22 protein-coding genes, 2 tRNA genes and 2 pseudogenes are annotated in these 26,762 nt (G+C 62.7%); 11 read left to right on the forward strand and 15 right to left on the reverse strand.

Going from position 1 to position 26,762, the window contains the following annotated elements; all coding sequences use genetic code 11:
- The first annotated feature begins 16 nt into the window (after positions 1–16).
- The 5 genes from arcA to AC1M7R_RS26295 all read left to right on the forward strand — a co-directional run bounded on the left by arcA (position 17) and on the right by AC1M7R_RS26295 (position 4,470).
- Positions 17–1,273 carry an arginine deiminase gene (gene arcA, locus AC1M7R_RS26275; RefSeq protein WP_076405289.1) on the forward strand — a complete coding sequence of 419 codons (1,257 nt, stop codon included), beginning with the start codon at positions 17–19 and terminating at the stop codon, positions 1,271–1,273.
- 67 nt (positions 1,274–1,340) lie between these two features.
- On the forward strand, positions 1,341–2,351 hold the full coding sequence (locus AC1M7R_RS26280) for an ornithine carbamoyltransferase (RefSeq protein ID WP_072431156.1): 1,011 nt from the start codon (positions 1,341–1,343) through the stop codon (positions 2,349–2,351).
- 82 nt (positions 2,352–2,433) lie between these two features.
- Complete coding sequence (gene arcC, locus AC1M7R_RS26285; RefSeq protein WP_490610124.1) at positions 2,434–3,363, forward strand: carbamate kinase; 930 nt, start codon at positions 2,434–2,436, stop codon at positions 3,361–3,363.
- 61 nt (positions 3,364–3,424) lie between these two features.
- Positions 3,425–3,787, forward strand: a complete 363-nt coding sequence (locus tag AC1M7R_RS26290; RefSeq protein WP_072398751.1) for a DUF5064 family protein — start codon at positions 3,425–3,427, stop codon at positions 3,785–3,787.
- Between the two features lie 113 nt (positions 3,788–3,900).
- On the forward strand, positions 3,901–4,470 hold the full coding sequence (locus AC1M7R_RS26295; RefSeq protein ID WP_072398752.1) for a hypothetical protein: 570 nt from the start codon (positions 3,901–3,903) through the stop codon (positions 4,468–4,470).
- Positions 4,471–4,756: 286 nt separating this feature from the next.
- Here the strand turns inward: AC1M7R_RS26295 and AC1M7R_RS26300 are convergent, their stop codons facing one another.
- From AC1M7R_RS26300 to AC1M7R_RS26310, 3 genes are all read right to left on the reverse strand, one after another.
- Positions 4,757–5,401 carry a hypothetical protein gene (locus tag AC1M7R_RS26300; RefSeq protein WP_072398753.1) on the reverse strand — a complete coding sequence of 215 codons (645 nt, stop codon included), beginning with the start codon at positions 5,399–5,401 and terminating at the stop codon, positions 4,757–4,759.
- Between the two features lie 346 nt (positions 5,402–5,747).
- A tRNA-Leu gene (locus AC1M7R_RS26305) sits at positions 5,748–5,834 on the reverse strand.
- A 196-nt stretch (positions 5,835–6,030) separates the two neighbouring features.
- Positions 6,031–6,104: transfer RNA gene (locus AC1M7R_RS26310), tRNA-Cys, on the reverse strand.
- A gap of 341 nt (positions 6,105–6,445) precedes the next feature.
- Between AC1M7R_RS26310 and AC1M7R_RS26315 the strand changes: the two genes are divergently transcribed.
- From AC1M7R_RS26315 to AC1M7R_RS26335, 5 genes and pseudogenes are all read left to right on the forward strand, one after another.
- On the forward strand, positions 6,446–7,267 hold the full coding sequence (locus AC1M7R_RS26315; protein WP_271905266.1) for an SRPBCC family protein: 822 nt from the start codon (positions 6,446–6,448) through the stop codon (positions 7,265–7,267).
- Positions 7,267–8,439 carry a zinc-dependent alcohol dehydrogenase gene (locus AC1M7R_RS26320; protein WP_072398755.1) on the forward strand — a complete coding sequence of 391 codons (1,173 nt, stop codon included), beginning with the start codon at positions 7,267–7,269 and terminating at the stop codon, positions 8,437–8,439. The genes AC1M7R_RS26315 and AC1M7R_RS26320 overlap by 1 nt, the downstream gene beginning before the upstream one ends.
- 130 nt (positions 8,440–8,569) lie before the next feature.
- A pseudogene (locus tag AC1M7R_RS26325) lies at positions 8,570–8,980 on the forward strand (MFS transporter); the annotation flags it as partial.
- Positions 8,975–9,085 (forward strand): annotated as a pseudogene (locus AC1M7R_RS26330) (ABC transporter ATP-binding protein); the annotation flags it as partial. The pseudogenes AC1M7R_RS26325 and AC1M7R_RS26330, both read left to right, overlap by 6 nt.
- 102 nt (positions 9,086–9,187) lie before the next feature.
- Complete coding sequence (locus AC1M7R_RS26335) at positions 9,188–9,967, forward strand: TSUP family transporter (protein WP_072398756.1); 780 nt, start codon at positions 9,188–9,190, stop codon at positions 9,965–9,967.
- Here the strand turns inward: AC1M7R_RS26335 and nudC are convergent.
- From nudC to AC1M7R_RS26380, 9 genes are all read right to left on the reverse strand, one after another.
- The gene (gene nudC / locus AC1M7R_RS26340; protein WP_072398757.1) at positions 9,935–10,765 is read right to left on the reverse strand and encodes an NAD(+) diphosphatase; all 831 of its coding nucleotides are present in this window, start codon (positions 10,763–10,765) and stop codon (positions 9,935–9,937) included. The two genes, AC1M7R_RS26335 and nudC, sit on opposite strands and share 33 nt — an antisense overlap.
- Positions 10,766–10,770: 5 nt before the next feature.
- On the reverse strand, positions 10,771–11,583 hold the full coding sequence (locus tag AC1M7R_RS26345; protein ID WP_072398758.1) for a crotonase/enoyl-CoA hydratase family protein: 813 nt from the start codon (positions 11,581–11,583) through the stop codon (positions 10,771–10,773).
- A gap of 284 nt (positions 11,584–11,867) precedes the next feature.
- Positions 11,868–13,343: an efflux transporter outer membrane subunit gene (locus AC1M7R_RS26350; protein WP_072398759.1), complete on the reverse strand. Its 1,476-nt coding sequence runs from the start codon at positions 13,341–13,343 to the stop codon at positions 11,868–11,870.
- Positions 13,340–16,444: an efflux RND transporter permease subunit gene (locus AC1M7R_RS26355; protein WP_337349830.1), complete on the reverse strand. Its 3,105-nt coding sequence runs from the start codon at positions 16,442–16,444 to the stop codon at positions 13,340–13,342. Before AC1M7R_RS26355 ends, AC1M7R_RS26350 begins: the two co-directional genes overlap by 4 nt.
- Positions 16,445–16,643: 199 nt before the next feature.
- A complete protein-coding gene (locus AC1M7R_RS26360) occupies positions 16,644–19,739 on the reverse strand; it encodes an MdtB/MuxB family multidrug efflux RND transporter permease subunit (RefSeq protein ID WP_072398761.1) in 3,096 nt (1,031 codons plus the stop codon).
- On the reverse strand, positions 19,736–21,052 hold the full coding sequence (locus AC1M7R_RS26365) for an MdtA/MuxA family multidrug efflux RND transporter periplasmic adaptor subunit (RefSeq protein ID WP_072398762.1): 1,317 nt from the start codon (positions 21,050–21,052) through the stop codon (positions 19,736–19,738). Before AC1M7R_RS26365 ends, AC1M7R_RS26360 begins: the two co-directional genes overlap by 4 nt.
- A 178-nt stretch (positions 21,053–21,230) precedes the next feature.
- Entirely contained in the window at positions 21,231–21,731 is a 501-nt protein-coding gene (gene tpx / locus AC1M7R_RS26370; RefSeq protein WP_072398763.1) for a thiol peroxidase, read from the reverse strand.
- Positions 21,732–21,881: 150 nt separating this feature from the next.
- Positions 21,882–22,553 (reverse strand): DUF3313 domain-containing protein, encoded by a 672-nt coding sequence (locus tag AC1M7R_RS26375; RefSeq protein ID WP_072398764.1) that lies wholly within the window; start codon positions 22,551–22,553, stop codon positions 21,882–21,884.
- 98 nt (positions 22,554–22,651) lie between these two features.
- Positions 22,652–23,146 carry a hypothetical protein gene (locus tag AC1M7R_RS26380; RefSeq protein ID WP_072432075.1) on the reverse strand — a complete coding sequence of 165 codons (495 nt, stop codon included), beginning with the start codon at positions 23,144–23,146 and terminating at the stop codon, positions 22,652–22,654.
- 278 nt (positions 23,147–23,424) lie between these two features.
- Between AC1M7R_RS26380 and AC1M7R_RS26385 the strand changes: the two genes are divergently transcribed.
- Positions 23,425–24,117 (forward strand): aspartate/glutamate racemase family protein, encoded by a 693-nt coding sequence (locus AC1M7R_RS26385; protein ID WP_072398766.1) that lies wholly within the window; start codon positions 23,425–23,427, stop codon positions 24,115–24,117.
- A gap of 100 nt (positions 24,118–24,217) precedes the next feature.
- Here AC1M7R_RS26385 and AC1M7R_RS26390 read toward each other — a convergent pair whose 3' ends face one another.
- The 3 genes from AC1M7R_RS26390 to AC1M7R_RS26400 all read right to left on the reverse strand — a co-directional run bounded on the left by AC1M7R_RS26390 (position 24,218) and on the right by AC1M7R_RS26400 (position 26,753).
- Positions 24,218–25,198 (reverse strand): LysR family transcriptional regulator, encoded by a 981-nt coding sequence (locus tag AC1M7R_RS26390; protein ID WP_072432076.1) that lies wholly within the window; start codon positions 25,196–25,198, stop codon positions 24,218–24,220.
- 143 nt (positions 25,199–25,341) lie between these two features.
- Complete coding sequence (locus tag AC1M7R_RS26395) at positions 25,342–26,286, reverse strand: peptidylprolyl isomerase (protein WP_072398768.1); 945 nt, start codon at positions 26,284–26,286, stop codon at positions 25,342–25,344.
- Positions 26,283–26,753: a YbjN domain-containing protein gene (locus AC1M7R_RS26400; protein WP_072398769.1), complete on the reverse strand. Its 471-nt coding sequence runs from the start codon at positions 26,751–26,753 to the stop codon at positions 26,283–26,285. Before AC1M7R_RS26400 ends, AC1M7R_RS26395 begins: the two co-directional genes overlap by 4 nt.
- Positions 26,754–26,762 lie beyond the last annotated feature (9 nt).

The raw sequence follows: 26,762 nt of genomic DNA on the forward strand, positions 1-26,762 counted from the left end.
AACTGGAGGATGTGTAATGACCACGGAAAAAGTGAAGTACGGCGTTCATTCCGAAGCCGGCAAACTGCGTAAAGTCATGGTGTGCTCCCCAGGCCTGGCTCATCAGCGCTTGACCCCGAACAACTGCGATGAACTGCTGTTCGACGATGTGATCTGGGTCAACCAGGCCAAGCGCGACCATTTCGATTTCGTCACCAAGATGCGCGAGCGCGGCATCGATGTGCTGGAGATGCACAACCTGCTGACCGACATCGTCGCCATGCCCGACGCCCTGGACTGGATCCTGCAGCGCAAGATCACCGCCAACTCGGTGGGCCTGGGCCTGGTGAATGAAGTCGGTTCGTGGCTGCGCAGCCTGGAACCGCGCAAGATCGCCGAATTCCTGATCGGCGGCGTCTCGGCCGACGACTTGCCGGACAGCTTCGGTGGCAAGACCATCCAGATGTTCCGCGATTTTCTCGGCCACTCCAGCTTCATCCTGCCGCCGCTGCCCAACACCCAGTTCACCCGCGACACCACCTGCTGGATCTACGGCGGCGTGACCCTGAACCCGATGTACTGGCCGGCGCGTCGCCAGGAGACCCTGCTGACCACCGCCATCTACAAGTTCCACCCCGAGTTCACCCACGCCGACTTCCAGATCTGGTACGGCGACCCGGACCAGGACCATGGCAACGCCACCCTCGAAGGCGGTGACGTGATGCCCATCGGCAATGGCGTGGTGCTGATCGGCATGGGCGAGCGCTCGTCCCGCCAGGCCATCGGCCAACTGGCGCTGAACCTGTTCAAGCACAAGGCCGTGGAACGGGTGATCGTCGCCGGCCTGCCCAAGTCCCGTGCCGCCATGCACCTGGACACCGTGTTCAGTTTCTGCGACCGCGACCTGGTGACCATCTTCCCGGAAGTCGTCGGCCAGATCGTCGCCTTCTCCCTGCGGCCCGACGAGAGCAAGCCCGGCGGCATCGACGTGCGCCGCGAGGAAGGCAGCTTCCTCGACACCGTGGCCGCCGCCCTCAAGCTGCCGGCGCTGCGGGTGGTGGAAACCGGTGGCAACAGCTTCGCCGCCGAGCGCGAGCAATGGGACGACGGCAACAACGTGGTGGCCGTGGAGCCCGGCGTGGTGATCGGCTATGACCGCAACACCTACACCAACACGCTGCTGCGCAAGGCCGGCGTGGAAGTGATCACCATCAGCGCCAGCGAACTGGGCCGCGGCCGCGGCGGCGGCCACTGCATGACCTGCCCGATCATCCGCGACCCCATCGACTACTGACCTTCGAGCCTGGGCGGCATCGACCCGATCCCGCCCAGGGGATAACCGAAACCCAAGGAGATCCATCATGGCTTTCAACATGCGCAACCGCAGCCTGCTGAGTTTGATGCACCACACCAACCGCGAGCTGCATTACCTGCTGGACCTGTCCCGCGACCTCAAACGCGCCAAGTACACCGGCACCGAGCAGCCCCACCTCAAGGGCAAGAACATCGCGCTGATCTTCGAAAAGACTTCGACCCGCACCCGCTGCGCCTTCGAAGTCGCAGCCCATGACCAGGGCGCCCACGTCACCTACATCGACCCGGTGTCGTCGCAGATCGGCCACAAGGAAAGCATGAAGGACACCGCCCGCGTCCTGGGGCGGATGTTCGACGCCATCGAGTACCGCGGCTTCGAACAAGAGATCGTCGAGGAACTGGCCAAGTTCGCCGGCGTGCCGGTGTTCAACGGCCTGACCGCCGAATTCCACCCCACCCAGATGATCGCCGACACCCTGACCATGCGCGAGCACAGCGACAAGCCGCTGCATGACATCAGCTACGCCTACCTGGGCGACGCACGCTACAACATGGGCAACTCGCTGCTGATGATCGGCGCCAAGCTGGGCATGGACGTGCGCATCGGCGCACCGAAAGCCCTGTGGCCGCACCAGGACTTCATCGACCAGTGCCAGGCCTTCGCCGCCGAAAGTGGCGCACGCATCACCATCACCGAGGATCCGAAAGAAGCGGTCAAGGGCGTGGACTTCATCCACACCGACATCTGGGTCTCCATGGGCGAGCCGGTGGAAGCCTGGGACGAGCGCATCGAGCAGTTGCTGCCCTACCAGGTCAACGCCCAGATGATGAAAGCCTCGGGCAATCCCCGGGTGAAATTCATGCACTGCCTGCCCGCGTTCCACAACAGCGAGACCAAGGTCGGCAAGGACATCGCCGGCCGCTACCCGCACCTGGCCAACGGCGTGGAAGTGACCGAGGACGTCTTCGAGTCCCCGGCCAACATCGCCTTCGAGCAGGCGGAAAACCGCATGCACACCATCAAGGCGATCCTGGTGTCGGCATTGGCGGATATCTGAATGCCCGACGCGAATCACTGTGGGAGCAAGCTCGCTCCCACAGGGGCTACGTTGTTCATCACATTTTTAGAAGGACAGCATCATGCGCATCGTCGTTGCCCTGGGCGGTAACGCCCTCCTGCGTCGGGGTGAGCCCATGACCGCAGACAACCAACGCAGCAACATCCGCACCGCGACCGAGCAGATCGCCAAGATCCATGCCGGCAACCAGCTGGTCATCGCCCACGGCAACGGCCCGCAGGTCGGCCTGCTGTCATTGCAGGCGGCGGCCTACACCTCGGTCACACCCTATCCGCTGGACGTGCTGGGGGCCGAAACCGAGGGCATGATCGGCTACATCATCGAACAGGAACTGGGCAACCTGCTGGACTTCGAAGTGCCGTTCGCCACGTTGCTGACCCAGGTGGAGGTGGACGCCGACGACCCGGCCTTCCAACACCCCACCAAGCCCATCGGCCCGGTCTACGACAAGACCGAAGCCGAAAGACTCGCCGCCGAGAAAGGCTGGGCCATCGCCCCGGACGGCGACAAGTACCGCCGGGTGGTGGCCAGCCCACGGCCCAAGCGCATCTTTGAAATCCGTCCGATCAAGTGGCTGCTGGAAAAAGGCAGCATCGTGATCTGCGCCGGTGGCGGCGGCATCCCGACGATGTACGACGCCCACGGCAAGCTGCAGGGCGTCGAAGCGGTGATCGACAAGGACCTGTGTTCGGCGCTGCTGGCCCAACAGCTGGAGAGCGACCTGCTGGTGATCGCCACCGACGTCAACGCCGCGTTCATCGACTACGGCAAGCCAACCCAGAAAGCCATCGCCCAGGCCCACCCGGACGAAATGGACAGGCTCGGCTTCGCCGCCGGCTCCATGGGACCCAAGGTCCAGGCAGCCTGCGAATTTGCCCGCAACACCGGCAAGGTCGCGGTGATCGGCGCACTGGCGGACATCGATGCCATCGTCCAGGGCACTGCGGGCACGCGTATCAGCACGGCCACTCCCGGCATTACCTATCGATAATCAGAACTGCAGGGGCAGGGTCAGGCCTGCCCCTCCTCCCGAACCCTGAAAGGAGAGCACCATGGCCCACTTTGAACCCGGTCGTCTGCATATCGAACGACACGCACTGAACAAGGACGATGTCAGCTACGACCTGTGCCTGGATTATGAGGTCACCACCGATCCCAAGGAAGGCAAAGGGATGCAATTCACGATGCACGGCAGCATTCAGGGCAAGGATATGAAGGAAACGTTTTTCCTGAGCAAGGAGCAGGCATACAACTTCGCCAGCAACGTGACCAAGATTGCGGAGAAACATGGAATTCCCAAGGCTTACAGCAGCATCGGTTCGCAACACAAACATTACGATCTGATGTTCGAGGATGTGCGGGTGCAGTTGAACATGAAGTCCGGAGACCCCGTCAACCCTGAACATTTTGAATGACTCACCGAGCGTAAATGGCACGCACCTGCACGCTCACACGATTGTGCCGGTTGGCAGGAGCGCTGTTGTTACGTGACCTTGATTCACATCCCAGGTACTCAAGGAAAGCAGCCATGACACCGATTCGCACCCTGGCTTTAATTGCTGCACTGCTGTCAACGACCAGTCTGGCGGTCCGTGCCGCTGATATACCGCTGGGCAGCAATGCCATGGAAGGCCATATCGTTTCGCGCGTACTCGCCGTTGATCCGGCGCTCTATCAAGTCACCATCGAAGGCCGCAACAAAGAACCGGTGCCCATCCAGCTCTCCGACCAAGCCAAGAACCTGCACAATCTGAGAGTCGGTGACAACGTCGAGATTCACGTGATTCGCTCAGTCGCTTATGTATTGGATACGAACGTTGGCGGGGAGCCAGGAGTATCCAATGAAGCCATGGCCATCCGCACCACCAAGGACAATCCCAATCCCGGCGGTGAAGCTTTCCGTCAAGTCAGAGTCACGTCCAAGATCACTCGCATTGATTTGAAAGAACATGAAGTGACTTTGCTACCTCCGGAGGGACAAGTCATCGTATTGAAAGTGGAGGATCCAAAGCTTCAGGAACGGATGAAGAAACTGCAGGAGGGTCAGACGATCGATGCCATTTATACCGAGGTATTGAAAGTCAAAACCTCACGCTAGGCTCTGTACGAAAAGTCTCGAGATGAAGATCAGGCAAGGCGAAAACAGCCGAGCAAGCGCGGTGTACTGGAGTACATGAGCATTGCGAGGCAGTTTTCAACGCGGCATGAACGAGTATCAAGTCTTTTCGTACAGAGCCTAGGAAAACCCCGGCTTAACCACTGGCTGGCCTGGGCGGACATGGCGTCGCGCTTGCAAGCCGGCCAACAGGCCAACAGGCCAACAGACACCATCGCAATGCTCGCGAGACTCAGGCATCAGAGATGTGGATGGCGATGAGTGCCTGTCAGCTTTTGCAGGCCACCTGGGCAGGCGCGGCAGACGTCAGCTTGGAGGGGATTACAATTGACGTGCCAGGCACAGGGGTGAGCTCGAAAACTCCCAACAGGCAAATAAGTGCTTGCCGACCATCCTTGTCTGGCCCCATGTCCACTCCTGCAAAAACTTCGTAGTCTTTCCCGGGTTCCAGTTTGTACACGAGTGCCTGGTCAGCGCAGGCCCAATAAGTGCTGCCAGAACCAGCAACGGTCGCGCCCTGGGTTGCAATCTGAAATGGCAAGTCTGTCCTGACGCGATATTCGGTGACAACCTCCTTGTATGCGCCTTGGGCTCTGCGGATCGAGGGGATGTATTGGACAAGAGGGGGCATCACCCTTTTCGGCATGCCAATGCTCACCGACTTCAGGGGGTACTGCGGATAGTTGATGCTCGCCGTACCGTCCTCCCCGAAACGTCCGGCTTCAGCCATCTTATGCCGGGTGGCAGGCGCACAACTGCCCATGATGCTATCGCCATACACACTGGAGTTCGTGATGACGCGAACATGCGCCACCCCCTCTGATTGGACAGGCTCTTCGTACGGAACCGAAGGTATCCCAGAGCAACCGGCAAGCGCTGCAGAAAAAATAGTTACGAAAGTGATAACCCGCATGACCATGTCCTTATGTACTCGATAGCTCAAAAAAAAACCGACACTATGATCGGTTTTCTGTGCACGCCCACACACGCAGGAGTGACAGGGCGGCGAATACTGGGACATGACGAAATGATATTCAAGCCCTTCTGAAGGCTTCTTTATGCCGCATCGTTTTCCATTACTCAGCCAACTGCGAGCAGATTACAAAAGGGGGACCGGATCTGTTGATAGAGCGGATCATGGCACACAGAACAGCCCGATCGGCATAGGGTGCCGTCTACATGATTGCGGATAAAAATTGCGAGGCAGGAAACAAACAAGGGTTTGCATCAGCTTTCGCTCGCAAACCCTTGATTTTAGATGGTGCCCGAAGCCGGAATCGAACCGGCACGCCCTTACGAGCGGGGGATTTTAAGTCCCATGCGTCTACCAGTTTCGCCATTCGGGCGGTAGCGCGGTCAAGCTTCCTGAAGCGGTCAAGATCATGGATCTGACAGGTCGAAGCCGGTACAGCAGAGGGGACGAAATATATACATCCCTCCCCTATGAAGCAAGGTAGCCCATGTTCTTTCGAAACAAAAAACTGCATTGCCACATAAAGAAAAAAGCTCTGTAAATCATAGATCTACAGAGCTTTTTAATAGTGGAGGCCGAAGTCGGAATCGAACCGGCGTAGGTGGATTTGCAATCCACTGCATAACCATTTTGCTATTCGGCCTCAGGACGCTTGATGCCAGTGAAACCATCAACCGCTTTTAAACCTGATGAGGAGCGGATCAATCTAATTGAGCGCTATCTCCTTGAAAACATTGAGTTTTTTTAGCCCTCAATGCGTTCGATGGGCGCAATTATGTACTCATTTGCCGAAGCTGACAACCCCTTGATTTCAAAAAAAAATCAGCCGGCACGCGGGTCCCTGCTCCGTTTCATCGGTTCGACAATCTCACCCGGACCGCCTGTCCCGCCGCCTCATCGGAAACCCCTGACGTCGATGGAACGACCGACCGTCCCGCCGGTTCATTCCTTATGTTGCCCTCGGACTTTGTAAGGAAAACCATCATGACTGAACGTCCACCACTGGTTGCGAGCCGGGCTGCGGTGCCGAGTCCGTCGCACCCCAATCTCGGTACACCGGAGCGTGCATTATCACTCCTGGCCGGCACGCTGCTGATTGCCAACGGGCTGCGTGAAGGCGGGCTCAAAGGTTGGCCACAGGTACTGCTGGGGGCCTGCGCGACCTGGCGTGCCTATTCGGGTACCTGCCGGGTCAAGCAGGCGCTTACCCATACCCCGTTCGAACAGGCCTTCGAGCAGGATCGGGGCTGGGACGGGAGCAAAGTGATCTCCCGCAGCATCACGGTCGGCAAGCCGCGGGAAGAGGTCTTTGAGTTCTGTCGCAACCCCGCCAACCTGGGCGCCTTGGTGCCCTGGATCGATGAGATCGAACAGACCGGCGAACACACCTACCGCTGGGTGGCGCGCGGGCCGATGGACAAGACCCTGCACTGCGACCTCGAGCAGCACGAACCCAAGGAAGGCCGCAAGCTGCACTGGATCGCCGGTCCGGACACGCGCTTCAAGCACGACATCCAGATGCACTTCAGCGATGCGCCGACGGGCCGGGGCACGCAGATCAAGGTGATCGTCGCCTGCAAGACTTCCCTCGGCAGTGCGGGTTATGCATTGGCCAGTGCCATTTCGAAATTCTCCGGCAAGGCCCTGCTCCATCTGCTTCGCAGCATCAAGCAGCAACTGGAAACGGGCGAAGTGATCACCAACCGGATGCGGGCCGAGGGCACGAAGGACTTCCTGTTCATTCACCCGGCCACGACCGCGACTTCAACACCGGGCCATGCCCCGTCCAACGGAGGAACAGTCTGATGCGCGCACTCACCTGGCAAGGACCCAACAAGCTACAAGTCGACACCGTCGATGATCCGTCCATCCTCAACCCTCGCGATGCTATCGTGCGGGTGAAGCTGTCCTCGGTCTGCGGTTCGGACCTGCACCTATTGGGCGGCTACGTACCCACCATGCAAGCTGGCGACATCATCGGTCACGAATTCATGGGCGAGGTGGTGGAAACCGGTTCGGCCGTCACGCAGTTCAAGAAAGGTGACCGTGTTGTCACCGTGTCGATCCTCGGCTGCGGCCAGTGCGAGCATTGCCAGCGCGCGGACTTTTCCTGCTGCGACAACTCCAATCCCAACCCCACCGCGACGGACATTGCCTACGGCCAACCGGCCTGCGGCATCATCGGCTACAGCCACGCCTTCGGCGGCTTCGCGGGCAGTCACGCCACTTATATCCGCGTGCCATTCGCCGACGTGAACCTGTTCACCATTCCCGAAGGCGTGACAGACGAACAAGCGGTTTTTGTCTCCGATGCAGTGCCCACCGGTTTCTTCGCCGCTGATAACGCCAACATCCAGCGCGGCGACACGGTTGCGGTCTGGGGTTGTGGTGGGGTCGGGTTGATGGCGATTGCCAGCGCGTACCTGTTGGGCGCCGAACGGGTGATCGCCATCGACCGCTTTACCGACCGCTTGCGTCTGGCCGAGGAAAAGGCCGGTGCCATCGCGCTCAATTACGAAACCACCGACGTGCATGCCGCCCTGCTGGAGCTGACCGGGGGCCGCGGCCCGGATCGCTGCATCGACTGCGTGGGCATGGAGGCCCACGGCACCGAGGTCGATTACTACTACGACAAGACCAAACAGATGATGCGCCTGCACACCGAGCGCGGAACGGTGTTGCGCCAGTCCATCCGCGCTTGTCGCAAAGGGGGCACCGTCTCGGTGGTCGGGGTGTATGGCGGTCTCCTGGACAAGTTCCCCATGGGAGCGATCGTCAACAAGTCCCTGACCCTGCGCTCGGGCCAGCAACCGGGGCAACGTTATGTGCCGAGGCTGTTCGAATATATTCAGAAAGGCGAACTGGACCCTTCCTATCTGCTGACCCACCCCATGGGGCTGGAGCAGTCGGTGCAGGGTTATGAGATGTTCAAGGACAAGCGCGAGCAGTGCCTGCGGGCGGTATTCCGACCGGAATAACCAGCGCGGTCAAGGGGGCCTGCCTGCCAGGCTCCCGACGCCCGTCTGCGTGAGTCCATCGTATTTTTTTCTTGCCAGGATCGACGCACTGTCGGATAAGACACAGCCTCAGCCGTCTCAGAGTCCGTCCATGCCCCGCGTCGGTGTCCTCCAGGGTTCGAACATCCGCCTGCTGGTTTACCTGCTGTTCGCCATCCAGTTGGTGTCCATGGGTGCCATGGAGATGAGTGGCCCCTTCTGGCCGGTTCATCTGCGCCAGTTGACCGACAACGACGCGCTCTTCAGCTTCGCCAGTACCGCGGTGTACGTCGGCCCGATGCTGGGCATCATCCTGACCAGCGCCTTCTGGGGGCGGATCGGTGATCGCCATGGGCACAAGCTTATGATGATCCGCGCCTTGGCCGGTTTGTCCCTGACGCAGCTGGGGCTGGCACTGAGCAGCGATATCTGGGTCATCCTGGTGCTGCGCTTCCTGCAGGGCGCATTCGCCGGCTACATCGCCCCGGCCCAGGCCTACGGGGTCAGTATCGAAGCCTCCTCAGAGGTGATTACCGAGCACATGCTGCGCAGCGTCTACCGGGTCGAGGCAAGGATCGAACAGTGTTCCAGGGGGGAGCGGCACGTGATTGTCGACAGCGTGGCCTGAACCGCCAGGCCTGGACGCTCAGGCAGTCGCGGCCCAAGGCCATTGCAGGTAACATACCGGCCTTTCCCGCCGCCTCTGCGACCTGCCGAATAAGCCCACTCCATGCCTTTTGAACTCAGCGTTGACCTCACCACCCTCGCTATCCTTGCCCTTGTCGCGTTCATCGCAGGCTTCATTGATGCCATCGCCGGTGGCGGTGGCCTGTTGACCACCCCCGCCCTGCTGACCGCCGGCCTGCCCCCTCACCTGGTGCTGGGGACCAACAAACTCAGTTCGACGTTCGGCTCCGCCACGGCCAGCTTCACCTTCTACAAGCGCAAGCTGTTCCACCCCAGGCAATGGACCCATGCCCTGGTCGGTACGTTGGTCGGCGCCCTGACCGGCGCCATCGTCGCCCACTACCTGCCCGCCGAGTGGCTGAACAAGATGCTGCCGGTGATCGTGTTCGCCTGTGGCCTGTATCTGTTGTTCGGGGGCACGCCCAAGGCGCCGCTGGACAGCGACGCGCCGATCAGGAAGACCTGGCAATCGCCCCAGGGTTTCACCCTGGGCTTCTACGACGGCGTGGCGGGCCCTGGCACGGGGGCGTTCTGGACCGTCAGCAGCCTGCTGCTCTACCCCATCGACCTGGTCAAGGCCAGCGGCGTGGCACGCAGCATGAACTTCGTCAGCAACATCGCGGCGCTGGCGGTGTTCATCTTCTCCGGGCAAGTGGACTGGGTCATCGGCCTGAGCATGGGCCTGTCGGTGATGATCGGCGCATTCTTCGGTGCCCGCACCGCCATCAGCGGCGGCGCGAAGTTCATCCGGCCGGTGTTCATCACCGTGGTCCTGGGCCTTACCGTGCGCCTAGCCTGGCAGCACTGGTTCAGCGTGGCCTAGACGGCGCGCCACATAGAGGTCGATCAGGTAGCGGGCGATCGAACGCGAAGCCGGCAACGGCGGCAGGTCGTGGACGCTGAACCACTGGGCGTCCTCGATTTCTTCTTCCTGGCGCACGATGTCGCCGCTGGCATATTCGGCATGGAAACCCAGCATCATCGAATGAGGGAACGGCCAGCACTGGCTGCCCACATACTGGATGTTCTTCACTTCGATGCCGACTTCCTCGCGCACTTCGCGGACCAGGCAATCCTCGGCCGATTCGCCCGGCTCGGCAAACCCCGCCAGGGTGCTGTAGATACCGGTGACGAAGCGTGGCGAACGGGCCAGCAAGACCTCGTCGCCACGGGTAATCAGCACGATCATGCTGGGTGAAAGCCGCGGATAGTGGCGCAGGTCGCATACATCGCAATACATCGCCCGCTCCAGCGCAATCTGCCCCATGCGCTTGCCGCAACTGCCACAGAAACGATGCTCCCTGGCCCAGGTGCCGATCTGCGCCGCATACCCGAGCACCTTGTACAGCGTGTGATCGTCCTCGAGCATGAAGGCCCGCAGGCCTTTCCAGTTGCAACCAGGGACGTCCAGGGAACTGTGGAGCTCCAGCAGATAGACCGGCTCGCCGTCCAGGTGGCCGATGCCGTGCTCGGCAAGGATCGACAGGTCCTGGCGCTTGAGCCACTGGCGGGGAAACAGCGGGCCGTTATCGTCGAACAGGAAGCCTTCCGGGCTGCGGGCCACGGCCCAGCCGCCCGCCAGATCGGTATCGAGTACTGCGGTGGTCCAGCGTGGAATCATGATGATCAATCCAGAAATTCGGGTTTCTGTTTGCTCATATGGGCGGCCATGGCCACGCGCAGGTCGGTCGATTGCAACATGGCGGCGTTCCAGGTGGCGACGTACTCCAACCCGTCGTCGATGCGGTGGTCGCGCATGTAGCCAATCATTTCCTTGGTGCCGGTCACGGCAATCGGCGACTTGGCGGCGATGTCCCGGGCGATGCCCATGACGCCGTCGAGCAGGCTGGCGGTATCGGTATAGACACGATTGACCAGGCCGATACTGCGCGCTTCATCGGCACCGAACGTACGCCCCGTATAAGCGAGTTCACGCAGCATGCCGTCCCCGATGATCCGGGGCAAGCGTTGCAATGTGCCAACATCGGCTGCCATGCCGATATCGATCTCCTTGATGGAGAACTGGGCATCCTCGGCGGCATAGCGCATGTCGCAGGCGGAGATCAGGTCGATGGCCCCACCCAGGCAGTAACCCTGGACAGCGGCGAGCACCGGCTTGCGGCAGTTGTCCACCGCATTGAACGAGGCTTGCAGTTGCAGGATCTTGCGCCGCAGCAGGCGCGCGTTGCGGCCCACGTCCTTGCCCAGTTCATTGGCCACGCCGGCCAGCATCATCAGGTCGATGCCCGAGGAAAAATGCTTGCCGGCCCCGCTCAATACCACCACTCGCACCTCGTCGGTGTCGTCGATCCACTGGAAGATCTCGATAATCTCGCTCCAGAACGCCGCGTTCATCGCATTGATCTTGTCCGGGCGATTGATCTGCACATGGGCGATGTTGTCTGCAAGTTCGACGTTGAACGCTTGGTATTGCGACATGGCAGTGATCCTTTACCGGCTGGGAAGAGGCCTGAACTATAACAAGCCCTCACGACAGGTCGTAGACAGTGCATCGGCCAAAAGCCGGACCTGGCTGGCACCCGGGACAGGCGCTACCCTGTTCCCAGTCGAAACACCCCCTGTGGCGAGGGGATTGATCCCCGCTGGGGCGCGAAGCCTCCCTTTTGCATCCTGCCTGGCGTACCGCAGTGTCGATAGTCAGGGCTGCTACGCAGCCCAACGGGGATAGATCCCCTCGTCACAGGGACCGGCTTCGTTCTGGCTTATTCATCCGGCCCTGGCTGCCCGTCCCAGCCACCGCCCAGCGCCGCGATCAGTTGCACGCTGGCGATCAGCCGGCTCTGTTGCAGGCTCAACACGCTGCGTTCATTGCTCAGGGCGGTGGCCTGGACCGTGACCACGTCGAGATAGGCGATCAACCCGGCCTTGTACTGGTTCTGGGTCAGGCGCAAGGATTCGCGCGCGGCGTCCAGGGCTTCCTGGCGCACACGGGCCTCGTCTTCAAGCACCTTGAGCTGGATCATGTAGTTTTCCACCTCACGAAACCCGTCCAGCACGGTCTGGCGGTAGGTGGCCACGGTCTGGTCATAGGCGGCGACGGTGCGGTCGACTTCCGCCGAGCGCTGGCCGCCATCGAACAGCGTCATCGCCAGTTGCGGCCCCACCGACCAGAAGCGATTCGGTACGCTGATCCAGTTGTCGTAGGTACTGCTGCTATAGCCGCCGCTCAGGCTCAGGGTCAGGTCCGGGTAGTAGGCCGCCTTGGCTACGCCGATGTCGGCGTTGGCGGCCATCACCGAGCGCTCCGCCGAAGCGATGTCCGGCCGTCGCTCGAGCAGTTGCGACGGCAGCGCCACGGGGATCTGCGGCAATGTGGGGATGTCCCGGGTTTCGGCCAGGTTGAACTCGGCGGGCGGCAGGCCGATCAGCACGGCAATGGCATTTTCGAACTGGGCGCGCTGCCAGATCAGGTCGATCAGGTCTGCCTGGGTGGTCTTGAGCTGGTTCTGGGCCTGGGCCACCGCGTCCCTGCCTGACACGCCGGCACGGTACTGGTTCTCGGTCATTTTCAGCGAACGCTGGTAGTTTTCCAGCGTGGCCTGCAACAGGCGTTTCTGCTCATCGATCACCCGCAGTTGCAGGTAGTTCTGCACCAGCTCCGACTGCTGGCTCAGGCGCATGGCGGCCAGGTCGGCATAACTGGCCTGGGCACTGGCTTCGTTGGCCTCCAGGGTGCGTCGCAGCTTGCCCCAGACATCTGCCTCCCAGCTGACGCCGGCCTGGGCGCTGTAGGTATCGCGGATACCGCTGGCCGAACTGCTCAGGCTCGAATTGCTGCTGCCGGTCCCCTGGCTGGAGCGGTTCTTGCCAACGGTCAGGTCCACTGTCGGGAAGAAGGCGCCACGGGCACTGCGCGCCAGGGCCTGGGCCTGGCGGTACTGGGCTTCGGCCTGGGCGACGGTCTGGTTGGAGGTGTTGAGCTTTTCCACCAGGCCATTGAGTTGCGTGTCACCGTACAGCTGCCACCAGGCGCCACGGGCCAACGCATCGCTGGGGTTGGCCTGGCGCCAGCCCTGGGCTTGCTTGTACTGCGCCGGCTGCGCCGTCGATGGGCGCTGGTAGTCCGGGCCGATGGCGCAGGCGCTGAGCATCGCCACGCACAGCGCCAGGCTCAGGACCCGCGAACCCCGGGCGGTCGCCAAGGGCGCGACAAGATTGAAAAACGAGCGATCGGTCATAGCGCAGTTTCCAGAGCAGCATCGGTACGCACGCCGCGCCAGCGATTGAAACGATGGCGCAACTTGTCGAGATAAAGGTAAACCACCGGTGTGGTGTAGAGGGTCAGGACCTGGCTGAAGACCAGCCCGCCGATGATCGTCAGGCCCAGGGGCTGGCGCATTTCCGAGCCTTCCGCGCCGCCCAGCAGCAACGGCAAGGCGCCGAGGATCGCCGCAAGCGTGGTCATCAGGATCGGCCGCAAACGCAGCAGGCAGGCACTGCGGATCGACTCCTCGGGTGTCTGACCGCCCCGTTCGAGCTGCAACGCCAGGTCGATCATCAGGATCGCGTTCTTCTTCACCACGCCGATCAGCAGGAACAGCCCCAGCAGCGATATCAGGCTGAATTCCTGGCCCAGCACGTAGATCGACAGCAATGCGCCGACCCCGGCCGATGGCAGGGTGGACAGGATCGTCAACGGATGGATATAGCTTTCGTACAACACTCCCAGCACCAGGTACACCGCCACCAGCGCCCCGAGGATCATGAGAGGCTGGCCCTTCTGGGTGGCCGCGAAGGCATCGGCGGTACCGGCCATCTTGGCGATCACATCCTCCGGCATGCCGAGCCTGGCGATGGCCCGTTCGATGGCCGCCGTGCCCTGCTCCACCGTCACGCTTTCGGCCATGTCGAAGGAAATGCCCTCGGACGCGAACTGGCCTTCGTGGCTGACCCGGTCGTCCTCCAGGCTGTTTTCATAATGGGCAATGGTCGACAGGGGGACCCGCGCGCCGTCGTCGGTGATCACCTGGACCTGTTCGAGGGTGTTCGGATCCTGGGCGTACTTGGGATTGACCTCCATCACCACCTGGTACTGGTTCAGGCTGTCGTAGATGGTGGAAATCTGCCGCTGGCTGTAGGCGTTGTTCAATACCGTGGTGACCATGGCCATGTCGATACCCAGGCGCTTGGCCTGGTCACGGTCCACCACCAGCGTCACCTGCTGGGCCCCGCCGCCGTCCCGGGCGTCGATGGCGGTCAGCTCGGGCAAGGCCCGGAATGCCGCCACGACCTTGGGATACCACTCCCGCAGGGAGGCCAGGTCGGCGCTTTGCAGGATATAGGAGTATTGCGACGTGGTCTGCTCGCGGCCGCCTCCGAACTGCAGGTCCTGGTCGGCCATCAGCATCAGCTGGGCACCGGGGACCTTGGGCATTTCCTTGCGCAGGCGCTCGATGACTTTCTGCGCGGAGATCTCGCGCTCCTTGATCGGCTTGAGGCGCACCAGCATGAAGGCGTTATTGGTGCCGTTGTTGCCGCCGATGAAACCGGCCACGCTCTGCACCGCGTCGTCCTTGAGCACGGCGCGGCGGAAGATTTCCATCTTCGGCTGCATCACGCTGAACGACAGCCCGTCGTCGCCGCGCACGAAACCGATCAACTGGCCGGTGTCCTGCTGCGGCATGAAGGTCTTGGGCACCACCACGTACAGGGCGATGTTCACACCAATGGTCACCAACAGGCTCAGCAGCGTCAGGCGGCGGTGGCGCAGCACCCAGTCGAGGCTGGAGGCGTAGCCACGAACCATCCGCTCGTTGAGACGCCGGCTCGCGCGTTGCAGGCGATTTTCCTGCCCTGGTACGTGGGGCTTGAGCCAACGGGAACAGAGCATCGGCGTGAGGGTCAGGGACACCAGCAACGAGACCAGGATGGACGCCGCCAGAGTGATGGAAAACTCCCGGAACAGGCTCTCGACGATGCCGCCCATGAACAGGATCGACAGGAACACCGCCACCAGGGAGGCGTTCATCGACAACAGGGTGAAGCCCACTTCCCGGGCGCCCAGGTAGGCCGCCTTCATCGGCGGCACGCCTTCGTCGATGTGCCGGGAAATGTTCTCCAGCACGACGATGGCGTCGTCCACCACCAGTCCGGTGGCGAGGATCAGCGCCATCAGCGACAGGTTGTTCAGCGAAAAGCCGTAGAGGTACATCACCGCGAACGTCCCCACCAGTGACACCGGCACCGCCAGGGTCGGGATCAGCGAAGCGCGCAGGTTGCCGAGGAACAGGAACACCACCAGCACCACCAGGGCCACGGCGATCAGCAGGGTCATTTCCGCTTCATGCAGGGTAGCCTTGATCACCGGCGAGCGATCCATGGCCAGGTCCAGCTTGACGCTGGCCGGCAGCACGGCCTGCAAGGCCGGCAGCTGCGCCTTGATCTCGTTGACCGTCTCGATGATGTTGGCCCCCGCCTGGCGATTGATCACCAGCAGCACGGCGGCATCGTCATTGAAGAAACCGCTGTTGTAGCGGTCCTCGACACCGTCGGTGACTTTCGCCACATCCTTGAGCCGAAGCACCGAGCCGTCCTGGTAGCGGATGATCAGGGTTTCGTAGTCCTTGGCCTTTTCCAGCTGGTCATTGGCCTGGACCTGCCACATGCGCTGGTCATCCTCAACCGAACCCTTGGGCCGGCGCACGTTGCTGTCGGCGATGGCGCTGCGCACGTCGTCCAACGCAACGCCGTACTGGTTGAGCAACTGCGGCTCCAGTTCGATCCGCACCGCCGGCAGGGAACTGCCGCCGATCTGCACCTCGCCGACCCCCGACACCTGGGACAGGCTCTGGGACAGGATGGTGGAAGCCAGGTCGTAGAGCTGGCCTTTCTCCAGGACATCGGAGGTCAGCGACAGCACCATGATCGGCGCCTGGGACGGGTTGACCTTCTTGTAGGTGGGCATGCTGCGCATGCCGCTGGGCAACAGGTTGCGCGAAGCATTGATCGCCGCTTGCACCTCCCGGGCCGCGCCGTTGATATCGCGGTCCAGGTCGAACTGCAGGATCACGCGGGTGGAGCCCTGGCTCGAGCGGCTGCTCATGGTATTGACCCCGGCGATGGCGCCGAAGGACCGTTCGAGAGGCGTTGCCACCGTCGACGCCATGACCTCCGGGCTGGCCCCCGGCAAGTTGGCCTGGACCACGATCACCGGAAAGTCCATCTGCGGCAAGGGCGAAACCGGCAACAGGCCAAAGCACACGCCACCGAGCAGGGTGATCGCCAGGCTCAGGAGCATGGTCGCGACGGGGCGGCGGATGAAGGGGCCGGAGAGGTTCATCGACCGCCGCTCCGGGCTGCAGATGAAGGAATGCAGGAAATGACCGGGCTTTCATGGCGAGGGGACTCATCCCCGCTTGAGTGCCAAGCGCTCACAAAAGGGGCCGCTACGCAGTCCAGCGGGGATGAATCGCCTTGCCGCAGAAAACGCGCTTGCCCCAGGTTCTCCGGCGCAGGCTCCAACCGCAAGCTCCCGAGCGTCATACCCGCACCTCTTTCCCTTCCGGCCTGGCAAACCGGCGGCCCAGGCGATCGAAATACAGGTAGATCACTGGCGTGGTGAACAACGTCAAGACCTGGCTCACCAGCAGCCCACCGACCATCACCAGGCCCAGGGGCTGGCGCAATTCCGCGCCGGAGCCGGTGGCGAGCATCAGCGGCACTGCGCCGAACAGGGCCGCCAGGGTGGTCATCAGGATCGGCCGGAAGCGCAGCAACGCGGCCTGGTAGATGGCCGTCTGCGGGTCCATGCCCTGGTTGCGCTCCGCGTCGAGGGCGAAGTCGATCATCATGATCGCGTTCTTCTTGACGATACCGATCAGCAGGATGATGCCGATGATCGCGATCATCCCCAGGTCGTTGCCGCTTAGGATCAACGCCAGCAAGGCGCCGATGGCCGCCGAGGGCAAGGTGGAGAGGATCGTGATCGGGTGGATGTAGCTCTCGTACAGCACGCCCAGCACGATGTACATGGTCACCACCGCCGCCAGGATCAGCAGCAAGGTGCTCGACAGCGATGCCTGGAATGCCTGGGCGGCACCCTGGAACTGGGTCTGCACGCCCACCGGCATGCCGATCTCCCGCTGGACCTTTTCGATCACCTCCACCGCATGGCCCAGGGCCACGTCCGGAGCCAGGTTGAACGACATCATCACCGCCGGGAACTGGCCGATATGGGCAATCGCCAGCTGCGCCTGACGCTCTTCGACCCGGGCCAGGCTCGACAACCGCACCTGCCCGCCTTCGGTGGTCTTGACGTAGATCTGGTCCAGGGCCTTGGGCCCGATCCGCTCCCCGGCCTGGGCCTGCAGCACCACGCGATACTGGCTGGCCTGGGTGTAGATGGTGGAAATCTGCCGCTGGCCGAAAGCGTCGTACAGCGCATCGGTGATGTTCGCCACCGACACGCCCAGGCGCGAGGCGGCGTCACGGTCGATCACCAGATAGACCTGCAGGCCCTTGTCCTGCAGGTCGCTGGCGACGTCGGTCAGTTCCGGCTGGCGGGCCAGCGCCTCGGTGAGGCGGGCGCTCCAGAGGGTGAGCAACTCGGCATCCGGCGACGACAGGCTGAACTGGTACTGGGTCCGACTGACCCGGTCCTCGATGGTCAGGTCCTGTACCGGCTGCATGAACAGGCGGATCCCCACCAGGCGGTCCAGTTGCGGCTGCAAGCGGGCAATGACCTGCGTAGCGCTGTCATCACGCTCCTTGTGGGGCTTGAGGTTGATCAGCAGACGCCCGCTGTTGAGCGTGGCGTTGTCACCGTCCACGCCGATATAGGAAGACAGGCTCTGCACCGCCGGGTCGGCCAGGATCACCTTGGCCAGTTGCTGCTGGCGCTCGCTCATGGCGGCGAAGGAAATCGACTGGGGCGCTTCGGAAATGCCCTGGATCACACCCGTGTCCTGCACCGGGAAAAAGCCCTTGGGCACCGCCAGGTACAACACCACCGTGAGCACGAGGCTGCCCACCGCCACCAGCAGGGTCAGCGGCTGGTGCTTGAGCACCCATTGCAGCTTGCGGCCATAGGCGGCGATCAGCCAGTCGATCCAGGCGCCACTGGCGCGGTAGAACCGGCCCTGTTCCTCTTCCTTCGGCTCACGCTTGAGCAAGCGCGCGCACATCATCGGCGTCAGCGTCAGGGACACCACCAGGGAAATCAGGATCGCCACCGCCAGGGTGATGGCGAATTCGCGAAACAACCGTCCGACCACGTCCGCCATGAACAGCAGGGGGATCAGCACGGCGATCAGCGACAGCGTCAGGGACACCAGGGTGAAGCCAATCTGCCTCGCCCCCTTGAGCGCCGCCTGCAATGGGCTGTCGCCCTCCTCGATGTAACGGGCGACGTTCTCCAGCATGACGATGGCGTCGTCCACCACGAAACCGGTGGCGATGGTCAGGGCCATCAGGGTCAGGTTGTTGATGGAAAAGCCGGCCAGGTACATCACCCCGAAGGTCCCGATCAGCGACAGCGGCACGGCCACCGAGGGAATGATAGTGGCGCTGAAACGACGCAGGAACAGGAACGTCACCATGACCACCAGGGCGATGGCGATCAGCAGTTCATGTTGCACATCCTTGACCGAGGCACGGATGGTCTGGGTACGATCGGTCAGCACGGTGACGTCCAGGCCGGCCGGCAGGTTGTCGGTGATACTTGGCAACAGAGCCTTGATCCGGTCCACCACCTCGATCACGTTGGCCCCCGGCTGGCGCTGGATGTTCAGCAGCACGGCCTGGTTCTCGTTGGCCCAGGCGGCAAGGCGTTCGTTCTCGGCGCCGTCGACGATCTGTGCCACGTCCTTGAGCCGCAATGGCGCACCATTGGCATAGGCCAGGATCAGTTCGGCATAGTCCTTGGGCGAGGTCAGCTGGTCGTTGGCGTCAAGCATCGAGACCCGGGTCGGGCCGTCGAAGTTGCCCTTGGGCTGGTTGACGTTGGAGGCCCCGATCAGTGTGCGCACATCCGCCAGGTTCAGGCCGTTGGCCGCCAGGGCCTGGGGGTTGACCTTGATCCGCACGGCCTGGCGCTGGCCGCCGGCGATGGTCACCATACCGACCCCGCTGATCTGGGCGATCTTCTGCGCCATGCGCGTATCCACCAGGTCATTGAGCTTGGGCAGCAGCATGGTCCTGGAGGTGATCGCCAGGGTCAGCACCGGGGTATCGGCGGGGTTGACCTTGTTGTACACCGGGGGCGCCGGCAGATCGTCGGGCAGCAGGTTGGTCGCCGCGTTGATCGCCGCCTGCACCTGCTGTTCGGCGACATCCATGTTGGTCTCGAGATTGAACCGCAGGGTAATCACCGAAGCCCCACCGGAGCTGGTGGAGGCCATCTGGGTCAGGCCCGGCATCTGGCCGAACTGCCGCTCCAGGGGAGCGGTCACCGCACTGGTCATCACATCGGGGCTCGCGCCCGGGTACAAGGTCATCACCCGGATGGTGGGATAGTCGACCTGGGGCAATGCCGACACCGGCAGCAGCCGATAGGCGATCAGGCCGGCCAGGACAATGGCCAGCATGCTCAGGGTGGTCGCCACCGGGCGAAGGATGAACAGCCGCGAGAGATTCATGCGCCGCCCTTTTTCGCCTTGTCGACCACGGCCGGTTCACTCGGACCCGCCGCGGTCTTGCCCTGCAGGTGCTCGGTCGGCGTGGTGGGCACGTCCTGGCTGTCATTGACCACCTCCACTTCGCTGCCCTCCTTCAAGCGGTCGGTGCCTTCGAGCACGACACGCTCGCCGGCCGCCAGGCCTTCGGTGACCACGGTGTTGCTGCCGTCGCTGGGGCCGATCTTCAACGTTTTGATGGTGACCTTCCTGTCGCCATCCAGGGCATAGACGAAGGTGCCATTGGTGCCGAACTGGATCGCGGCGGTGGGTGCCAGGACGACGCCCTTGAGGGTGTCGGCCAGCAGGCGGACGTTGACGAACTGGTTGGGGAACAGCGACTGGTCGCGGTTATCGTAGCGGGCCTTGAATTTCAGGGTTCCGGTGGTGGTGTCGATCTGGTTGTCCAGGCTTTGCAGCACACCGCTGGCCTGGAGTTTCACATCGCCGCGGTCCCAGGCCTCGACAGGCAGTTTCGCGCCGCTGCGGTAACGGGCGAGCACGGTGTCCAGATTGCTTTCCGGCAGGGTGAAGACAACGCTGATGGGTTGGGTCTGGGTAATGACCGCCAGGGCCGTGGTGTCGTTGGCCGCCACCAGGTTGCCGATATCCAGCTGCCGCAGGCCGACCCGTCCGGAAATCGGTGCACGGATCCTGGTGAATTCGAGGTTGAGCTTGGCATCATTGACCGCCGCCTGGTTGGTCTTGACGGTGCCCTGGTACTGGCCCACCAGCGCGGCGGCGGTATCCAGGGTCTGCTTGGCGATGCTGTCCTCGGCATACAGCCCGCGATAGCGCTCAAGATCGACCTGGGCGTTCTTCAGTTGTGCCTGGTTCTGCAACAGCGTGCCTTCAGCCTGGAGCAAGGCGTTCTGGTAGGGACGCGGATCGATTTCGGCCAGCAGGTCCCCGGCCTTGACCATCTGCCCTTCTTCGAAGGCGATCTTGACCAGCTCACCGCTCACCCGGCTGCGCACGTTGATGGTATTGAGGGCCGTGACAGTGCCCAGCGCCTTGTAGTACAGCGCAAAGTCCCCGGTGACTGCCGGCGCCACCCGGACCGGCACCGGCCCCGTGGCCCCACCGAAGCCAGGTCGCATGCTGCCCGAACGCCCTGTGTGCCCCTGTGCGGCTTTCTGCCCTGCCCCTTGCTTGGGATCCGTGCCGGCGGGCCAGAATTTCCAGGCCACCACCGCGACGACCAAGACGATGAACAGGCTCAACAGCCAGCGGCGGGAGTTACGAGAAACGGAGGATTGCATGGAGTGATCAACCATTGGGCGCGTGGGCATCTTTTACGAGAGGCTGAACGATAAGCACTGGCGGGAATTTAGCAAAGCGCCTTTACCGGCAATTTACCTTGGGCTTACGTAGCGTGATGACAGGCTAAGCGCTTGAAGTACAAATGAAAACGGCCTGGACTTGGCCAGGCCGTCAACAAATGTAATAAATCCCTTATTTCAGGACAGCCAGCGCAGCGTCGTAGTTTGGCTCTTCAGCGATTTCCTTGACCAGTTCGCTGTGCAGCACGTTGTCCTCTTCGTCCAGCACCACCACGGCGCGAGCGGTCAGGCCTTTCAGCGGACCATCGGCAATGGCCACGCCGTAGTTCTGGATGAACTCGGCGCCGCGCAGGGTGGACAGGTTCTGCACATTCTCCAGGCCTTCGGCACCGCAGAAGCGCGCCTGTGCGAACGGCAGGTCGGCGGAAATACAAAGCACGACGGTGTTATCCAGTGCGTTGGCCTGGGCATTGAACTTGCGCACGGAGGTGGCGCAGGTCGGGGTGTCGACGCTTGGGAAAATGTTCAGTACTTTGCGCTTGCCCGCGAAGTCCTTCAGGGACACGTCGGACAGATTGCCGGCCACCAGGGAAAAGGCTGGCGCCTTGCTACCGGCTTGTGGCAATTGGCCGTTGACCTGGACCGGGTTGCCTTTGAGGGTGACTTGAGCCATGGGCGAATTCCTTCTGACAGGTTTGAAAAATGGTGAGGCAGGAGTTAACCACGAAATGCTCGCCCGACCTATGGCTGGACATGAAAAGTCATGGTGTTCATGACCGCGCAATCCTGTGGGGGCGAGCCTGCCCGCCCCCACGAAAGGACGCTACCGGGCCTTGAGCTTGAGGAACGACTGATGCAGGTCCGAAGCCCAGCCATCCATGACACCTTTGACATCATCGGGTTTCATCACCTGGGACTCGTTGGACAACGGCTTGCCTGTCCCCTTGCGCACCACCTGGGCCACCACGGCATTGCTGGCGCCATCGAGGAAGACCGCTTCGGTGCCCAGGGTGGTTTCCTGGTCGCGGATGCCACTGGCGGTGCTGACAGCCGCCGCCACCAGCGCAATCGGCACCACCTCATACGGTTTCAGCCCTTCGGTCTTGCTGCTGACGGCGGTGATCGCCGCGCGCATCACCAGCACACCCGGCCCCGGCGCCTTGGCCAGCGGCAACGTTTTTCCCGCTTCACGCTGGAGGGCCTGATCGTAATAACCGGTGATGCCGGACAAGGTGGCCTGGGGAATCTTCACCGTCGGTTGCGGCTTGGGGTACAGCTGGGTCGGCTCGATGTAGATGCTGGTGTACTTGTCCAGGTCGACCTTCGGATCGACCCAGCGCATCACCTCGGCACCGGACGGTGACTTGTCTTCCTTGAGCCGGCTGTAGTCGCCCAGGAACCCGGAATACTCGTCCGGCTGAGTGATCTTGCTCGAACACCCAGCCAGGGCGAGCGAGGCGATGCAGATGGTGCCAATCACTGATGCGAGCTTCATGCTGTCACTCCTGTCAGCCACACGAGACGGGGCCGGGAACTACAGGTATAGCCAATGGGCACATTTTTGCCGCAAATATCCAGAAGCCCTGTGGCAAGTCAGGCGCGATCTCGAGGAATCAGGCTCTGTAATTGCTGCGCAAGAAAATCAGCATCGAACACGAAGGTATCCGGGTCTTTCAACCCATTGGTCTTGCGCCACTGCCATTCCCCGGAGGCCAGCGAATGCACCAGCGAAATGCTTCCGTACCGCGCCGCCGTCAGTCCCATGACCGCCAGCGAGATTTGTCCACCGCTACCCATTGCATCCGGGACGAACTCCACCGCCTTGCCCGTGATGGACACCGTGAGCTTTTCGGTCCTGAAGGTGGATGTTTCCACCGGGACGCCCGGCCCGTGGGCCACGTGGGCTTCCCGGCTCAGCGCCAGGAGACCGGGCGCCATCACCGGTGCCAGCCATTGCTCGATTTGCCCATACAACGCTTCGATCTGCTCGGCCCACACCGCCGCCTGAGCCTGGTGCTGCTGTTTCTTGTGCGCCTCACTGTCTGCGTAGCGACGAAGCGTATCGCCCAGTTGCTGTACACCGTCCATGCGCTGTTCCTCGATCAAGGGCTTGCTGCGAACCGGGATGATGACAGGTTCGGGAGGCTGGCGTATGCAAAACCCACCGGCATGGCAGGAGAGCTACGTCTCGCCTGCTGGAAATGGCCCGAGGCACGGCGCCGGGCCCACGGCCGATCCCGGAACCATGACACCTGGCACAAAGATGAGCGCAACAGTTGATGTTGCGCTGGCATCCGTCCATCAACGAATAGAGACTCCAGGCAGGCCTGCCCTGTCGGTACAGGCCACAGCCTGAGGATTGACGAATGCGCACCATCGGCCTGATTGGCGGCATGAGCTGGGAGTCCAGCGCCGAATACTATCGCCTCATCAACCAGCAGGTACGAGACCGGCTCGGGCCGCTGCGCTCGGCCCAACTGTTGATGCACAGCGTCGACTTCGGCCCGGTGGAACAGGCCCAGCATGCGGGGCGCTGGGAGGATGCCGCCGCGATTCTCGTGGATGCGGCGCGACGTCTCGAGGCCGGGGGCGCCGAATGCGTGGTGCTGTGTACCAACACCATGCACAAGGTGGCGGCGCAGATCCAGTCGGCGGTTTCGATTCCGTTCCTGCACATTGCCGACCCCACCGGCCAGGCCGCCCTCGAAGCGGGGGCCGTCACGGTCGGCCTGCTGGGCACGGCATTCACCATGGAACAGGAGTTCCTCAAGGAGCGCCTGAGCGCCCAAGGCTTGAACGTAGTGATACCCGCCCCCGAGGAACGCCAGGCAGTGCATCGCATCATCTATGACGAACTGTGCGTCGGCGTGATCGATCCGGCATCGCGCCAGGTCTACCAGCGGGTCATCGAGTCCCTGGCCGAGCGCGGCGCCCAGGCGATCATCCTGGGCTGCACGGAAATCGGCCTGCTGATCAAACCCGAACACAGCCCCCTGCCGCTGCTCGACACCACCCACCTGCACGCCCGTGCGGCGGTGGCGTTCGCATTGGAGGACTGATCGCCAGCGGATTGCCCGTCATCTCCTGGGCGCGGGCGGGCCCGCGAAGAGGCGGCACCGCTGGCATCGTCAGCAACACCATCACCGCCAGGAGTGGCGATCACGCCTGGAACCAATCCCTGCGCTCGTACAGCGCGTGTTGAATCATCTCCACCAGCATGCGCACTTCCGGGGTCTGCCGGCCCTGGGTGCCGACGGCCATCCACAGGTGGCGCTGCATCGGCACGTCGAACAACCCCGGCAAGGCCACCAGGCCACGGTCGAAGTGGCTCATATACTGCGGCAACAGGCCGATGCAGGCACTGCAGCGAATCATTTCCAGCATCAGCTCATAGGACTGCACCTGCACCACGCCGGCCCGACGCTGTTCCAGGAGAGTGTTCCACGGGGCGAAGCTGTCCGGCTGCCGGTCCGCCTGCCACTGCACCAGCATGTAGTCGTTCAGGTCGCCCAGGCAGCCCGGCCGGGTTGCCGGCCGCGAATATCGCTTGGCGATGTGAGGCAGGTAGTCCAGCCGCGCCAGATGCTCGGGCGGCAGCGTGGGAAAGCTCGGCCCGGGCACTGAACCGAGTGGGTCGCTCAGCCACAACACCAGGTCGGCACTGACGGCTTGCAGCGCCAGTTCACTGTCCAGGGTGATGATTTGCAACCGCGCACTGGCATTGCGGCGCAACAACGCAATCAGGTCACGCCCCAGGATGTCATGCAGGATCGACTCGGCCACCGCCAGGCGCACCAATGGCTGGTCCAGCAAGGGTGGCGAGCTTTCATCGGCCAGTGCCTTCAGCCGGGACTGCAACTGGCGCCCCTCCCGGCTGAGGGTCAGGGCGCTGCCCTGGAAGTTGAACAGGGAGCGCTGCAGGCGTGCCTCGAGCTGCATCAGTTGCTTGCGCAGCCAGGTCGCCTTGACATTGAGGCTGCGAGCCGCCTGCATGAAACAGCCACAACGGGCGCTCACCAGGAAGCACTGGGCCACCTGGGGGTCGATGTCGCCGGCCAGGGCCAGCCAGGGTTCGGGCGCGCGCAGCGGTGCGCGATAAGCGGTGATGGCCTGCGGTCCTGCGGGCTCGATGAAGGTCATGGGTGACTCCCTGTCGGTTCTACGAATACGTTGAGCTGCGCTGGCGTTCCCGATACAGCGCAGCGCCCTGTGGCGAGGGGATCGATCCCTCGCCACAAAAGTGTTCACATCACAAAGGTGCTCACACCCATGGCGGGCCGAGGTTAACGCACCTCCTCCAGCACCTTGCTCAATTGCGCGCCGTCGATGCTCAGGGTCGCGGTATCGAGCATGCCATCCAGGTAGGCCTTGGCGATCTGTTCCTGGCGTTGCGCGCGCAGCGCCTGGGTCAGTTGCCCGCGAACTTCGTCCAGGGTGGCTTCCCTGGCCGGCTGCTGTTCGGTCAGTTTGATGACGTGATACCCCGCCGCGCTCTGCACCGGATCCGAAACCGCCCCCACCTTCAACCGCGCCACCGCCTCGCGCACTTGCGGCAGCAGTTGTTGCAAGGGCTGCATACCGCTGTCCCCGCCTCGCTCGGCAGTGGCACGATCCTGGGAAAAACGGTTCGCCAGCGCGGCAAACTCCGCCGGCGACGCCTGGGCCTTTCTGCTCAGTTCGATGGCTTGCCGACGCACCGCTTCGAAGGTCTGCGGCTCGGTCGCCGCCAGGAAGATCTGGCTCACCCGATACAGCGCCGGCATCGTCCAGTTGGCTTTGCCCGCATCGTAGGCCTGTTTCAACTCTTCTTCACTGGGATAGCCGGCCGGCACCTGGCTGACCGATTGCAGGTAATCGCGAAACACGATCTGCTCGGTGGCCGCCCGGGTCTGGCGCTCCACGTCCGGACGCTGTCGCCAACCCTGGGCATCGGCCTGCTCCAGCACGGCCTTTTCCGCCAGCCGCGCCCGAATCCAACTCTCCAGCGCGGCCCGGTTACCGCGCATCTGCTCGCGGACCTGCGGTGTCAGGGCGGCCAGCAGCGCCTTGAGCTCGTCGGGGCTGACCTGCTGATTGCCCAAGCGCGCCAGGCTCGGCCCGTCGGCGGGCATGACGCTGGCGTCCTGCACCGCCGCCACCGGATCGTTGCCCGGTCGCAGGCCTTGCACCACGGCCACCGCAACCAGGGCCACCGCTGCAAAAAGAACCGCGAAGATCGTTTTTCTCACGATGCGCTGGCCTCCTCCACCGATGCCTCGGCCGAAGCCTGCAGGCGCGCCGCGTTCTGGCTGTACTCGCGCAGGTAGACGATGAACTCCTGCAACAGACGGTCCCACAGTTCCAGGTGGCTGCGCAGGTGATCGCCGCTGACGCCGGCGGCGACCACCACGTCCATCTCCATCACCAGGAACTCGCCCTGCACCGACAGCCGGGCAAAGCGCCGCGAGGCATTCCACAGCTCGGCCAGCCCGGCCGGCAGCTCGCCCTGGACCCGCAAGGCGCAGCTGAACGTGAAGTCCAGGTACTGCCCCGCAGTGGGCGTCGGATTGCCGAAGCGTACCGCGAAGCCGATACCCTGGCTGGCGCTGAGCAGCTGCACGATGCCGTTCTGCTCCGTTTCGTTGACCCGGTAACCGGCGCTTTGCAACAGCTCGGTCAGCGATGTCGGGGAAACGTGTTCAATCAATGAAGTCATGCTCGGTCC

The organism is Pseudomonas sp. MS01C9 (assembly GCF_058202755.1).